We start from the raw sequence: 13,062 nt of genomic DNA, 5'->3' as shown, positions 1-13,062 counted from the left end.
TCAGGGGCGCGGGGAACTGCGCGACCAGCCCCCACTCACCCGCACCCGACAACGAAACCCCCCGCCGGGGCTCGGCACCCCCCTCAGGTGCCGAGCCCCGTCAGGGAACCGCTCATTCCGAGTTGGCCGCCGGCAGGCTCCCGCTGCGGGCCGCGCGGCCGTACCAGAGGGCGCTCGACTTCGGGGTCCGGGCGAGGGTCGCGTAGTCGACGTACACCGCGCCGAAGCGCTTGCCGTAGCCGTACGCCCACTCGAAGTTGTCCATCAGCGACCACAGGTAGTAGCCCCGGACGTCCGCGCCCTCGGCGATCGCGCGCCGGACCGCCCGCAGATGGCCGTGGAGGTAGGCGATCCGCTCCGGGTCGTGGACGCGGCCGTCGGACTCGGGCTTGTCGTCGTAGGCCGCGCCGTTCTCCGTGACGTAGATCGGCAGGCCCGGAGCCAGCTTCGTGTACCGCATGATCAGGTCGTGCAGCCCCGTCGGGTCGATCGACCAGCCCATCTCCGTACGCTCGCCCGGCGACTGGTGGAAGAGGACTTCGTCCGCCCCCGGCCACGGCGAGAACTCGCTCGCCCCGTGACCGTCGGCGCGCGGGCCGCTCGGCTTCTCCTCGGCCGCCGACACCAGCGTGGGCGTGTAGTAGTTGAGGCCCAGCGCGTCCAGCGGCTGGTTGATCAGCGCGAGGTCGCCGTCCAGGACGTACGACCAGTCCGTGATCGACGAGGTGGCGGCGAACAGGGTCTCCGGGTAGGCGCCGTGCAGCATCGGGCCGTGGAAGACACCGTTGGCCAGGTCGTCGATCTTCTGGACCGCCGCCAGATCCTCCGGCGTCTGCGAAAGCGGCCTGACCACCGAGGAGTTGAGGCTCACCGCGACCGTGTTGCGGGCCGGCATCGCCGCGCGCAGGGCCGAAGTGCCCAGCCCGTGCGCAAGGTTGAGGTGATGCGCTGCCCGCAGGGAGGCCAGCGGCTCGGTCCGGCCGGGCGCGTGCACACCCGAGCCGTAGCCCAGGAACGCGCTGCACCAGGGCTCGTTGAGCGTGATCCACTGCTCGACCCGGTCACCGAGCGCCTCGCCCACGATGTGTGCGTACTCGGCGAAACGCAGCGCGGTCTCCCGCTCCGGCCAGCCGCCCGCGTCCTCCAGTTCCTGCGGGAGGTCCCAGTGGTAGAGGGTGACCGCCGGTTTGATGTCATGTGCGAGCAGTTCGTCGACGAGGCGCCGGTAGAAGTCCAGACCGCGCTGGACCGCGGGCCCACGTCCGGTCGGCTGCACCCGCGACCAGGAGACGGAGAAGCGGTAGGCGGTCAGGCCCAGGTCGGCCATCAGCTGCACGTCGTCGCGGTAGCGGTGGTAGTGGTCGACAGCGATGTCACCGTGCTCGCCGCCGGCGGTCTTGCCGGGCGTATGGCTGAACGTGTCCCAGATCGAGGGGGTGCGGCCGTCCTCCCGCACCGCCCCCTCGATCTGGTACGCGGAGGTCGCCGCGCCCCAGAGGAAGGCGGGAGGAAAGGTCACAGGGGTAACGGATTCAGGCATGGAAGCGCTCCCAGAGGAGGTCGTGGAGACAGACAGATAGGAATGAGGGAAGTGGGGGGAGAGTGCGAAGGGGGCCGAGGCGGCGGTGACCCGGCCCCCGAGAGTTCCCGTACGAAAGATCCCTGACGAAAGTCCCGTACGAAGTTCCTGTGCGGGTCAGCCCTTGATCGCGCCGTTCATGATGCCGCCCACGATCTGCTTGCCGAACAGGAGGAAGGCGATGAGCAGCGGCAGCGTGCCCAGCAGCGCGCCCGCCATGATCACTGCCTGGTCGGGGACGTAACCGGTGCCGAGGCCGTTCAGGGCGACCTGCACCGTCGGGTTCTGCTGGTTCAGCGCGATGATCGGCCACAGGAAGTCGTTCCAGGCGAACACGAAGGTCAGCAGGCCGAGTACGGCCATCGCGGGCCGCGCCGCCGGGAACACCACGTGCCACACCACGCGCAGGCTGTTCGCGCCGTCCATCCGCGCGGCCTCGATCAGCTCGGTGGGCAGCGCCTGCACCAGGTACTGGCGCATGAAGAACGTACCGAACGCGGTGACCAGCGTCGGCAGGATCACGGTCTGCAACTGGTTGGACCAGCCCAGGTCGGCCATCCACAGGTACAGCGGCACGACGGCGAGCTGCGGCGGGATCATCATCGTGCCGATGGTCAGCAGCAGCAGCGCGCTGGAGAACCTGAACCGCAGCTTGGCGAAGGCGAATCCCGCCAGCGTCGAGAACACCACCGTACTGATCGTGATGGTGCCGGCGACGAGCGTGCTGTTGAGCATCGCCGTCCCGAGTCCCACCTCGTCCCACGCGGCCTGCATGTTCTTGAACAGGTTCGCGCCGAACCACAGCGGCGGCGGCGTCTGGGCGAGCCGGGTGTTGTCGCGGGACGCCGCGATGGCCGTCCACAGCAGCGGGGCCAGCGAGATCAGCGAGAAGACCGCCAGCACGACGTAGGTGACCGGGCCCGCGTGCAGTTGCTTGCCCGCGCCGATCATCCGGGGGCGCCGGGAGCCCTTGTCGCTCTTCGGCTTCGACTCCGGGTCCACCTGAGGAAGCGTCAGATCACTTGTGGTCATTGGGATTTCCTCAGACGTCGGGTGACCAGCATGTTGACCGCGGCGACGATCAGCAGGATCAGGAACATCGACCACGCGATCGCGGACGCCTTGCCGAGGTTGCCGATGATCCAACCCTGGTCGTACATGTACAGACCGAGCGTCTGGTACTGGTGCTCGGAGCCGCCCTTGGACCCACCGAACAGCAGGGGCTCACCGAAGAGCTGGGTCGCGCCGATGGTGGACACGACCACGGTGAACAGGATCGTCGGCCGGAGCATCGGGATCGTGACGTGGCGGAACTGCTGCCAGCGGTTCGCGCCGTCGAGAGCCGTCGATTCGTACAGGTCGGCGGGGATCGCCTGCATCGCCGCGAGGTAGATCAGCGCGTTGTAACCGGTCCATCGCCAGATCACGATGCTGGAGACGGCGAACTGCCCGCCCCAGTCGGATTCGCGCCAGTTGATCGGGTCGACCCCGACGAAGTGCAGCAGCCAGTTGATCATGCCGCCGTCCCACGAGTACAGCAGTGTGAAGACCAGCGTCGCCGCCGCCACCGAGGTGGCGTACGGGGTGAGCATGACCACCCGCCACAGGGTCGAGCCGCGCAGCTTGTAGTTGAGCAGGTGCGCGATGCCGAGCGCCAGGAGCAGCTGCGGCACGGTCGAGATCAGACCGATGGTGAAGGTGTTCTTCAGGGCGTTCCAGAAGAAGTCCGAGGACCACAGGTTCTTGTAGTTCTCCAGACCCACCCAGGTCTGGCTGTCCAGCGAGGACAGCTGCACGCTGTGCAGCGAGTACCAGCCCGTGTAGAGGAGCGGGACCAGTCCGAAAGCCCCGAAGACGAGGAAGAAGGGGGTGATGAACGCGTATGGCGACGCCTTCATGTCCCAGCGGTACAGCCGACTGCGCCACGAGCCCGAGCCCGGGGCCGTCGGCGGCTTACCGCGACCTTGAGCGCCCCGGACCGCGCCCGGCTGGTCGCCGGGCGCGGTCTCGGCACTCGACGCGGGATGCGCGAGAGCCTGCTTGGAGCTGGTCACTGGCCGAGCACGTCCTTGATCTCGTTCTTGGCCGCGTCCCATCCCTGCTCAGGGCTCTTGCCCTTCTGCTCGACCTGGAGGATGCCGATGTCGGCGATCGCGGTGCCGATCGGCTGGTCCTTGACGCCGAAGTACTGGACCGGGATGGTCTTGGCCGACGCCGCGTAGATCTCGGCGATCGGAGCGTTCGAGAAGTACTCGACGGTGGCGGGCTGCGGCTTCAGGGTCGCGTACGCCGCCGGGGCCGACGGGAAGCTGGCCTGCTTGGCGAAGACCTTCGCCTGCTGCTCGGGGGCCGTCAGCCACTTGGCGAGCGCGATGGCCTCCTTCTGGTGCTTGCCGGCCGTCGGTACGCCGACGAACGCGCCGCCCCAGTTGGCCGCGGTCGGCGCCGCCGCCACGTCCCAGTTGCCCTTGCCGGACTCACCGGACTTCTCCTGGATGTAGCCGATCATCCACGCGGGGCAGGCCACGGTCGCGAAGGTGGCGTTCGAGAAGCCCTGGTCCCACGGCTTGTCGAACTGCTTCAGCTTCGCCGACATGTCGCTGGTCGCCACCTCCATCGCGGCGTCCCAGGCGGCCTTCACACCCGTGGACTTGTCCCAGATGGCGTTGCCGTCCTTGTCGTAGTAGCGCTCTTTCCCGCCACCCAGCGCCGCGTTGTAGACCGAGGAGGCGGAGTCCACGAACTTGGTGCCGCTCGGCGCCTTCTTCATGTAGTCCTTGCCGACCCCGACGAACTTCGACCAGTCGCCCGCCCACTGTGCGGCGAGCTTGGTCCGGTCCGTCTCCAGACCGGCCTTCTTGAACAGGTCCTTGCGGTAGCAGATCGCCATCGGGCCGATGTCGGTGCCGAGCCCGATCTGCTTGCCGTCCTTGGTGGTGGCCTGCGCGTTCTTCCAGTCCAGCCACTGGGACTTGTCGACCTCCTTGCCGAGGTCGACGAACTTGTCCGCCTGCGTCTGCACGGCCTCGGCGATGTTGCCGACCTCGATCGCCTGGATGTCGTCGACACCGGAACCGGCCTGCAGACGGGTGATCGTCTTGGGCCAGTACACGTCGGTCTTGGTGGTGACGTTCTCCTTGATGCTGACGTTCGGGTGCAGTTTCATGTACTCGTCGTAGAGACCGGCCTGCTTGTAACCGAAGACACCGAAGGTGCCGATGGTCAACGCGGTCTTGCCACCGCCACCGCCTCCGCCGTTGTTGCCCGAGCCGGTGTCCGGGCCGTCGCCCGAGTCGTCGGCGCAGCCGGCCAGCAGCCCCGTCGTCAGTGTGGCGACGACCGTGAGGGTCATCAGTCTGCGGGACCTGCGGGTACTCGTGCGCATTGCGTCCTCCTGTTGCCTGACGTGCCGACCCCCCGGCCAACTGCGTTGTTGGGCCCGTTAGTTCAAATGCGGCGGCTCGGGCGGGGAACGTGCGGGATGTGTATGTGTCAGGTACCGTGGGAGCGCTCCCACAGGTGATGTGTTGAAGAGTCGTCGGTCTGGGCGGGGGTGTCAAGGGTGGAGACGCGGGGATGTGTCTTCGGTTATCGGGCTGTTAACTAAAGCTCCTGAAAGCGGAATGGAAGCCTTCGGAAGGCCGGGAACAGACCCCGGAAGCATGCCCCCGGGCGCCGCGGGATTCCCGGCGGACCGCGCAAGGGGTGCCACCGGGTCTCGCCGGGCCCGTTGCCGGACTTCGGTCCGGAATGCGTGCTGTTAGATTCCAGAGCAGACCAGAGCGGGTGACGGGAGACGGACCATGGTGGGCCACGGAGTACGGGGCCGGAGTGGCGGGCGGCCGACCCTCGAAGAGGTCGCCGCGCGCGCCGGAGTGGGCCGTGGCACGGTCTCCCGGGTGATCAACGGCTCACCGAGGGTCAGTGACGTGACCCGGGCGGCGGTGGAGGCGGCGGTCGCGGAACTCGGCTACGTCCCGAACACCGCGGCCCGCGCCCTCGCGGCGAACCGCACGGACGCGATCGCGCTCGTCGTCCCCGAGCCGGAGACCCGCTTCTTCGCGGAACCGTACTTCTCGGACATGCTGCGCGGTGTGGGCGCGGCGATCTCGGACACGGAGATGCAGCTCCTGCTGATCTTCGCGGGCAGCGACCGGGAGCGTCAGCGCCTCGCCCAGTATCTGGCCGCCCACCGGGTCGACGGCGTCCTCCTGGTCTCGACCCACGCGGACGACCCGCTCCCCGACCTGCTGGCCCAGCTGGAGATCCCGGCGGTGATCAGCGGCCCGCGCTCGGCGGCGGAGACCCTCACCTCCGTCGACTCCGACAACTACGGAGGCGGCCGGCAGGCGGTCGAACACCTGCTCTCCCGGGGTCGCCGCAAGGTCGCCCACATCACGGGCCGACTGGACGTGTACGGCGCCCAGCGCCGCGTCGACGGCTACCGCGAAGCCCTGGAGGCGGCGGGCCACGAGGTGGACGAGGACCTGATCGAACCGGGCGACTTCACCGAAGAAGGCGGCCGCAGGGCGATGACCCGCCTCCTCGCCCGCTGCCCCGACCTGGACGCGGTCTTCGCCGGCTCCGACGTGACGGCGGCGGGCGCCCGCCAGGTCCTGCGCGAACAGGGCCGCCGCATCCCGGAGGACGTGGCCCTGGTCGGCTACGACGACTCGGCCATCGCCCGTCACATGGACCCGCCCCTGACAAGCGTCCGTCAGCCGATAGTGGAGATGGGCCGGGCCATGATCGACCTCCTCCTGGAGGAGGTCGCGGACCGCCGCCCGACGGCGTCCCGGGTACTGGAACGCCGCCAGGTGGTGCTTCCGACGGAACTGATGACTCGTACGTCGTCCTGAGAGATCAACAGGGCCGACAGGGCCGACGGAGCCGAGCCGACACCGCGCAGGCGTACGGGAGTTCACGTGCATGCGCGGAAGCGGTGTGCCCGTGACGGTTCCCGTGATGTTCCCAGGAGCCGGGACACGACTGAGGGGCTGACCCGTTTTCACAGGTCAGCCCCTCAGTCGATCAGGGTGAGTGACGGGACTTGAACCCGCGGCATCCTGGACCACAACCAGGTGCTCTACCAGCTGAGCTACACCCACCATGACCGGCTTGGGAAGTCCGAGTGGGCTTCCTGACCGGCCGAGAAAAAGTGTACAGGGTCCGAAGGGGTGCTCGCGCCCGGCTTTCTCGGGGCTGTCGCGAGCGCTGTCGTACGGCTACCGCGTCGCAGGCAGGACGTGCTTCGCCGCGATCGTGCGGGCCGTGTCGGAGTCCGGGCCGGGCTGCGGTACGAAGATCGCCTCGCGGTAGTAGCGCAGCTCGGCGATCGACTCGCGGATGTCGGCGAGGGCGCGGTGGTTGCCGTTCTTGTCGGGGCTGTTGAAGTACGCCCTCGGGTACCAGCGGCGGGCCAGCTCCTTCACCGAACTGACGTCCACGATCCGGTAGTGGAGGTACGCCTCCAGGGTGCCCATGTCGCGCAGCAGGAAGCCGCGGTCGGTACCGACCGTGTTGCCGCACAGCGGGGCCTTGCCCGGCTCCTTGACGTGCTCGCGCACATACGCCAGGACCCGTTCCTCGGCGTCGGCCAGCGTCGTACCGCCGGCCAGCTCGTCGAGGAGTCCGGACGAGGTGTGCATCTGCCGCACCACCTCCGGCATCGTCTCCAGCGCCGAGTCGGGCGGACGGATGACGATGTCCACCCCCTCGCCGAGTACGTTCAGCTCGGAGTCGGTGACCAGTGCGGCCACCTCGATGAGCGCGTCGTCGGACAGCGAGAGACCGGTCATCTCGCAGTCGATCCACACCATGCGATCGTTCATGCGTGTCACCTTACGCGGGGGGTTGGGCACCCGGCGATGGTGTGGGCCTCGCTGGGGGCTCCGCCCCCAGACCCCCAGGTCGCGCTGAACGCGCTCGTCCTCAAACGCCGGACGGGCTGGAAGTAGACGTCGGACGGGCTGGGTGATGTGCGCCCAGCCCGTCCGACGTTCAGCAAGTCACCGCGCCGTTACCTATGCGCCGCTTCGCTGGCCCGGCAGGCTCGCGCGGTTTCCGACGTACGGATCCCGCCCGTGGTCCGCCGACAGGCCGACCGAGCTCGCCGTGCGGCGCGCCTGGATCGGGACCGGGCTGTCCGGGTGCAGGGTGCGGTCGTGGCCGCCCTGGCCGTGGCCCGGGCCGTGCTGGCCGTGGCCCTGGCCCGCCGTGGTCGGCGTACCCATGCCCCCGGGGCCGCCCTGCGCCCCGATGGCCGCTCCGTCCGGCTCCTGCACCCGCTCACTCTGCGGTCTGCGTGCCCGGTACGCCGCGCGGTACGCGGCCGGGGACGAGCCCAACTGGCGGCGGAAGTGGCCGCGCAGGGCCACCGGGGAACGGAAGCCGCAGCGGCCCGCGACCTCGTCCACCGAGTAGTCCGACGTCTCCAGGAGACGCTGGGCCTGCAGGACGCGTTGCGTGATCAGCCACTGGAGCGGCGCGCTTCCCGTGAGCGAGCGGAAGCGGCGGTCGAACGTACGACGGGACATGTACGCGCGTGCCGCCAGCGTCTCCACGTCGAACTGCTCGTGGAGGTGCTCCAGCGCCCAGGCGACGACCTCTGCGAGCGGGTCGGCGCCGATCTCCTCTGGTAAAGATCGATCGAGGTAGCGCTCCTGGCCGCCCGATCGGCGCGGTGGGACCACCAGTCGGCGGGCCAGCGCACCGGCCGCCTCGTTGCCGTGGTCCGTCCGCACGATGTGCAGGCACAGGTCGATGCCTGCCGCCGTACCGGCGCTGGTCAGTACGTCGCCGTCGTCCACGAAGAGTTCGCGTGGGTCGACATGGACGGACGGATAGCGCTTCGCCAGCGTCGGCGCGTACATCCAGTGCGTTGTCGCCGGGCGGCCGTCCAGCAGGCCGGCCGCCGCGAGGACGAACGCGCCTGTGCACAGGCCTACGATCCGCGCACCTTCCTCATGGGCCCGGCGCAGTGCGTCGAGCGCCTCCTCCGGCGGCGGCGCGGTGATCGAACGCCAGGCGGGCACGACGACCGTGCCTGCCCGTGCGATCGCTTCCAGGCCGTTCGGCGCGGTCAGTTCCAGCCCGCCGGTGGTCCGCAGCGGGCCCTCTTCGCCACCGCACACCAACAGTCGGTAGCGCGGTACGCCGGCGTCCTGGCGGTCAATCCCGAACACCGACAGTGGAATGGAACTCTCGAAGATGGGGCCGCCGCTGAACAGCAGCACCGCGACGATCTCCTTGCGGCGTCGCCCGGAAAGCTTCCGGGCCGCGGCTTCCGGCGCGGCAGTGGAGTCGTGGCTCATACTGCTAAGCCCCCCTCGGTGGTCGCGTCGCCCCTATCTTGTCGGGCCTGTCGCTCCAACACGTTTCCCCTCGGTCCTGCACGAGTCCCCCGCCGTAGACAGTCAAGATCGAATCTACTGTGTCCCATGATGCCGAGGTGACCAGTTGGTCACTCGACAGATTGTCGACTTGGCAACTTGGCGTAAAGCATTCGATCACGAAGCGTTGCACTCGTGGGGCGTGCAGGGAAGTGCGCCTCGTCTTAGTGGCCAATCCGCGTAGGGTGCGCGGCCCCGCCTGGACCCTTTCAGTGCAGGTGGAACAGGGGTTTGGGGGTTGTTCGGCCAAGGGGTGCACGGTTGCCGGAAGTTGGCTGAAAACCATCGGGCGCGTGCGCTAAAACAGGTCAGTCGACCGGTGTACTTCCGCCGGAGTGTCGACCGCCCCTGTGGGGGCCGGAACCGGTCCTCCCGTGCCGTCCCCGGGAAGGGGCGGCCTCCTCGACGGGCCGTCCCCGGGGCGGGGCGCTCTCCTCCGCCGGCACGCGGGCCGCACACCGCTCGGACTGCCTCAGCAGCACCCGGCACACCCCTGTCACGGCCGCCAGGCCCAGTGCCGTACCGGCCGCGCCGCCGAGCGAGGTGCCGTAGAGGACGAGGACCACGGGGACCAGAACGCAGCTGAAGGCCGCCCAGCGGACGAGGTCGGTCGCGGAGTCCTGGGTCGGTGAGGTCATGGCTGCTCCCTGTGACGAAGGGTCACCGGGTTCAACGCCTGTTCGAGCGGTCGGTCACTGGTCATGATGTCCGGAAGATGTGCGCGATCGCGATCGGCGTAGGCGAGATGCAGGCGAACCCTGTGGAAACAGCCTGTACGTGGCAGCAACCATTGCGTTACGGGCACCCCCTCGTGCATGCTCCCTGGAACCCGTCCGGAGCATGTGCGGGCTGTGGGCTACGGAGGCGTGCCGCCGTACCCTTGGGGGTATGGGGTTGGGAAGATGATTCCCGGACACAGCTCCGCCGCACACTGTCGTCCCCATCACGTCGTCCCACCACGAGGATCAAAACGCCGAGAATCCCATGGCCGGTCACGAATTCCTGGAACCCGCGGACCGCAAGCGCCCCGTCGCCGATCACACGGCGGCCGAGCCCTTGGCGGCGGAAGAACCACGTCAGTCCTGCGACCCCGCGTTCAAGCACGGTGTCGTCGTCGGTTTCGACGGCTCGACGTCGAGCGAGCGCGCCCTCGCGTACGCCATCGGCATGGCCCACCGTTCAGGTTCGGGTCTGATCATCGTGCACGTCGCCAACCGGCTGCCCACCACGGTGTGGGCCGGTTGCGAGCCGCCCGTCTTCGTCGACGTGCCGGACCACAGGACCGAGGTCCTCGGGCTCGAACTCGCGTGCGCGGACTATCTGGCCGAGGTGCCCTGGATCCTTGTCGAGCGCGGTGGCGACATCTGCCACGAACTCGAAGAGGTGGGGCGGGAGTACGAGGCCGACGCGATCGTGGTCGGCTCGACCCACGGCATCGTCGGACGCATCTTCGGCTCGGTGGCCGGGCGGCTCGCTAAGCGGGCTCAGCGGCCGGTCGTCGTCATCCCGTAGCTCTTCCTCGCTCTTCCTCGTCCCTGAACTCCCTTGTGTCATGCCTTTGTTGCGCTGGGCAAACCTACTCGCGCGTAGAGGTGTCCGTGTGCTTGTGAAGGGCATATACGGGTCACCGCACCCGGGTTGTGACGGCCACGGGGTGCTGCGCAGGCCGGGGGTTGGGCGACTCCCGGCGATGTGAGTGACCCCTCGTGTCTGGTGGCAGCACGAGGGGTCCGTTTCTGTTCGTCGGCCTCTGCGGGTGCGTGGGGGCCGGTCGCGCAGTTCCCCGCGCCCCTGTCGGGCGCCCCTGTCGGGCGCCCCTTCGGGGCGGCCCTCCAGGAGGTTGGCTATTCGACCGTTACCGACTTCGCCAGGTTCCTCGGCTTGTCGATGTCACGGCCTAGGGCCAATGCCGTGTGGTAGGCGAGGAGTTGGAGGGGGATACCCATCAGGATCGGGTCCAGCTCGTCCTCGTTCTTCGGGACGATGATCGTCTCGTCGGCCTTCTCCTGGTCCTGGTGGGCCACCGCGAGGATTCGGCCACTGCGGGCCTTGATCTCCTCCAGGGCGGCCCGGTTCTTCTCCAGGAGGTCGTCGTTCGGGACGATCGCGACCGTGGGCAGCGCCGGCTCGATGAGGGCCAGCGGGCCGTGCTTCAACTCCGAGGCGGGGTAGGCCTCGGCGTGGATGTACGAGACCTCCTTGAGCTTCAGGGAGGCCTCGCGGGCCACCGGGTAGCCCCGTACGCGGCCGATGAAGAGCATCGAGCGGGCCTCGGCGTACTGCTCGGCCAGCTTCCTGATCTCCTCCTCCTGCTCCAGGATCTCGGAGATCTGCCCGGGCAGCCTGCGCAGGCCCTCGATGATCCGCTTGCCGTCGCGGACGGAGAGGTCGCGGGTGCGGCCGAGGTGCAGGGCCAACAGGGCGAAGGCGACCGTGGTGTTGGTGAAGCACTTCGTCGAGACGACGCAGACCTCGGGGCCCGCGTGCACGTACATGCCGCCGTCCGCCTCGCGGGCGATCGCCGAACCGACCACGTTGACGATGCCGAGGACCCGCGCGCCCTTGCGCTTCAGCTCCTGGACGGCGGCCAGCACGTCGTACGTCTCACCGGACTGGGAGACGGCCACGTAGAGGGTGTCGGGGTCGACGACCGCGTTGCGGTAGCGGAACTCGGAGGCCGGCTCGGCGTCGGCCGGGATACGGGCCAGCTCCTCGATCATCTGGGCGCCGATCATGCCCGCGTGGTACGAGGTGCCGCAGCCGAGGATCTTCACGCGCCGCACGGCACGCGCCTCGCGGGCGTCCAGGTTGAGGCCGCCGAGGTGGACCGTGGAGAAGCGGTCGTCGATCCGGCCGCGCAGGACGCGGTCGACGGCCTCGGGCTGCTCGTGGATCTCCTTGTGCATGTACGTGTCGTGGCCGCCCATGTCGTACGAGGCGGCCTCCCACTCCACGGTGGTCGGCTCCGCCGTGGTGCGGGTGCCCTCCGTGGTGTAGGTGCGGAAGTCGTCGGCCTTGAGGGTGGCCATCTCGCCGTCGTCCAGAGTCACTATCTGCCGCGTGTGGGTGACCAGCGCGGCGATGTCGGAGGCGACGAACATCTCCTTCTCGCCGATGCCGAGCACGACCGGCGAGCCGTTGCGGGCCGTCACGATCCGGTCGGGGAAGTCGGCGTGCATGACCGCGATGCCGTACGTGCCCTCGATCACGCGCAGCGCCTGGCGGACCTTCTCCTCCAGGGTGTCCGCCTGGGAGCGGGCGATGAGGTGGGTGAGCACCTCGGTGTCCGTCTCGGAGAGGAACTCGACGCCGTCGGCCTCCAGCTTCTTGCGCAGGTCGGAGGCGTTGTCGATGATCCCGTTGTGGACGACGGCGACCTTGTTGTCGGCCGACATGTGCGGGTGCGCGTTGTGGTCGGAGGGAGCGCCGTGCGTGGCCCAGCGGGTGTGGGCGATGCCGGTGGTGCCGGCGAAGCGCTTGGGGACCTTGGCCTCCAGGTCCCGGACCCGGCCCTTGGCCTTGACCATCTTCAGGCCCGTGGCCTTCGGCGACGTCACGACGATGCCCGCCGAGTCGTAGCCGCGGTACTCCAGGCGCTGCAGCCCTTCGAGGAGCAGCGGCGCCACGTCACGCCTGCCGATGTATCCGACAATTCCGCACATATATAAGAGTCCCTGTCCCTGTCCCTGTCGTACGCGGGTGCGTACGTGGGTGATCTAGCCGTAGACGACGCGGCGCAGCTGCCGGAGGGTGAGCTCCGGCGGCGCGACCGCGCGGTATCGCAGATCCGCCTCGATCCGGTCGAAGATCTCCGCGTTCACCAGTCCCTGGCCCTGGAGTTCGCGGTGGCGGCGACGGACATAATCCTCGGTTGTCTCGTCGAAGTAGGCGAGAACATCCTGAATCACCCGTAGCGCCTCGCCCCGGGAGAGGGGTGTGGTACGCGTCAGATGATCAACGAGTTCGTCGTGCACCCGACGATCCTGAGGTAAAGCGTCGGCAATCGCAAGAATCCTGCCCGATATCGGGCAACGGTCTGTTGAAACTCTCATGGGACCCTGTTCGGTGCCTGTTCACCCTGTGTCCTGCGGG

At 68.6% G+C, this 13,062-nt stretch carries 11 protein-coding genes and 1 tRNA gene; 2 read left to right on the top strand and 10 right to left on the bottom strand.

Annotated elements, in window-relative coordinates; translation table 11 throughout:
* Window positions 1-112 precede the first annotated feature (112 nt).
* From PV734_RS38760 to PV734_RS38745, 4 genes are all read right to left on the bottom strand, one after another.
* Window positions 113-1,540, bottom strand: a complete 1,428-nt coding sequence (locus PV734_RS38760; RefSeq protein ID WP_319090232.1) for a GH1 family beta-glucosidase — start codon at window positions 1,538-1,540, stop codon at window positions 113-115.
* 156 nt (window positions 1,541-1,696) lie between these two features.
* Window positions 1,697-2,611: a carbohydrate ABC transporter permease gene (locus PV734_RS38755; RefSeq protein WP_319090231.1), complete on the bottom strand. Its 915-nt coding sequence runs from the start codon at window positions 2,609-2,611 to the stop codon at window positions 1,697-1,699.
* Entirely contained in the window at window positions 2,608-3,633 is a 1,026-nt protein-coding gene (locus PV734_RS38750; protein ID WP_319090230.1) for a sugar ABC transporter permease, read from the bottom strand. The genes PV734_RS38755 and PV734_RS38750 overlap by 4 nt, the downstream gene beginning before the upstream one ends.
* On the bottom strand, window positions 3,630-4,964 hold the full coding sequence (locus PV734_RS38745) for an ABC transporter substrate-binding protein (protein WP_319090229.1): 1,335 nt from the start codon (window positions 4,962-4,964) through the stop codon (window positions 3,630-3,632). Before PV734_RS38745 ends, PV734_RS38750 begins: the two co-directional genes overlap by 4 nt.
* A gap of 418 nt (window positions 4,965-5,382) precedes the next feature.
* On the opposite strand from PV734_RS38745, the gene PV734_RS38740 reads away from it, so the two are divergent.
* Window positions 5,383-6,438, top strand: coding sequence for a LacI family DNA-binding transcriptional regulator (locus PV734_RS38740; RefSeq protein WP_319090228.1), 1,056 nt, complete (start codon window positions 5,383-5,385; stop codon window positions 6,436-6,438).
* A 176-nt stretch (window positions 6,439-6,614) separates the two neighbouring features.
* Here PV734_RS38740 and PV734_RS38735 read toward each other — a convergent pair.
* The 4 genes from PV734_RS38735 to PV734_RS38720 form a co-directional block, all read right to left on the bottom strand.
* Window positions 6,615-6,687, bottom strand: a tRNA-His gene (locus tag PV734_RS38735).
* A gap of 117 nt (window positions 6,688-6,804) precedes the next feature.
* Entirely contained in the window at window positions 6,805-7,410 is a 606-nt protein-coding gene (gene orn / locus PV734_RS38730) for an oligoribonuclease (protein WP_319090227.1), read from the bottom strand.
* 192 nt (window positions 7,411-7,602) lie between these two features.
* Complete coding sequence (locus PV734_RS38725; RefSeq protein WP_319090226.1) at window positions 7,603-8,892, bottom strand: helix-turn-helix domain-containing protein; 1,290 nt, start codon at window positions 8,890-8,892, stop codon at window positions 7,603-7,605.
* Window positions 8,893-9,278: 386 nt separating this feature from the next.
* Window positions 9,279-9,608 carry a hypothetical protein gene (locus tag PV734_RS38720; RefSeq protein ID WP_319090225.1) on the bottom strand — a complete coding sequence of 110 codons (330 nt, stop codon included), beginning with the start codon at window positions 9,606-9,608 and terminating at the stop codon, window positions 9,279-9,281.
* Window positions 9,609-9,954: 346 nt separating this feature from the next.
* Here PV734_RS38720 and PV734_RS38715 point away from each other — a divergent pair, with 346 nt between their 5' ends.
* A complete protein-coding gene (locus PV734_RS38715) occupies window positions 9,955-10,482 on the top strand; it encodes a universal stress protein (RefSeq protein WP_006376589.1) in 528 nt (175 codons plus the stop codon).
* A gap of 332 nt (window positions 10,483-10,814) precedes the next feature.
* Here PV734_RS38715 and glmS read toward each other — a convergent pair whose 3' ends face one another.
* Complete coding sequence (gene glmS / locus PV734_RS38710; protein ID WP_319090224.1) at window positions 10,815-12,632, bottom strand: glutamine--fructose-6-phosphate transaminase (isomerizing); 1,818 nt, start codon at window positions 12,630-12,632, stop codon at window positions 10,815-10,817.
* Between the two features lie 54 nt (window positions 12,633-12,686).
* Window positions 12,687-12,944: a hypothetical protein gene (locus PV734_RS38705; protein WP_319090223.1), complete on the bottom strand. Its 258-nt coding sequence runs from the start codon at window positions 12,942-12,944 to the stop codon at window positions 12,687-12,689.
* Window positions 12,945-13,062: the final 118 nt, after the last annotated feature.

It is taken from the genome of Streptomyces sp. AK08-02 (assembly GCF_033795085.1).
Taxonomy (GTDB): Bacteria; Actinomycetota; Actinomycetes; order Streptomycetales; family Streptomycetaceae; genus Streptomyces; species Streptomyces echiniscabiei.
The sequence above is the reverse complement of the archived record's forward strand: the minus strand, read 5'-3'. Positions and strand labels throughout refer to the sequence as shown.

Excerpts from the sequence above, each read along its gene's own strand:
- PV734_RS38760 (WP_319090232.1), bottom strand. The coding sequence starts at position 1,540 with ATGCCTGAATCCGTTACCCCTGTGACCTTTCCTCCCGCCTTCCTCTGG.
- PV734_RS38755 (WP_319090231.1), bottom strand. The coding sequence starts at position 2,611 with ATGACCACAAGTGATCTGACGCTTCCTCAGGTGGACCCGGAGTCGAAG.
- PV734_RS38745 (WP_319090229.1), bottom strand. The coding sequence starts at position 4,964 with ATGCGCACGAGTACCCGCAGGTCCCGCAGACTGATGACCCTCACGGTC.
- PV734_RS38740 (WP_319090228.1), top strand. The coding sequence starts at position 5,383 with ATGGTGGGCCACGGAGTACGGGGCCGGAGTGGCGGGCGGCCGACCCTC.
- orn (WP_319090227.1), bottom strand. The coding sequence starts at position 7,410 with ATGAACGATCGCATGGTGTGGATCGACTGCGAGATGACCGGTCTCTCG.
- PV734_RS38725 (WP_319090226.1), bottom strand. The coding sequence starts at position 8,892 with ATGAGCCACGACTCCACTGCCGCGCCGGAAGCCGCGGCCCGGAAGCTT.
- PV734_RS38720 (WP_319090225.1), bottom strand. The coding sequence starts at position 9,608 with ATGACCTCACCGACCCAGGACTCCGCGACCGACCTCGTCCGCTGGGCG.
- PV734_RS38715 (WP_006376589.1), top strand. The coding sequence starts at position 9,955 with ATGGCCGGTCACGAATTCCTGGAACCCGCGGACCGCAAGCGCCCCGTC.
- glmS (WP_319090224.1), bottom strand. The coding sequence starts at position 12,632 with ATGTGCGGAATTGTCGGATACATCGGCAGGCGTGACGTGGCGCCGCTG.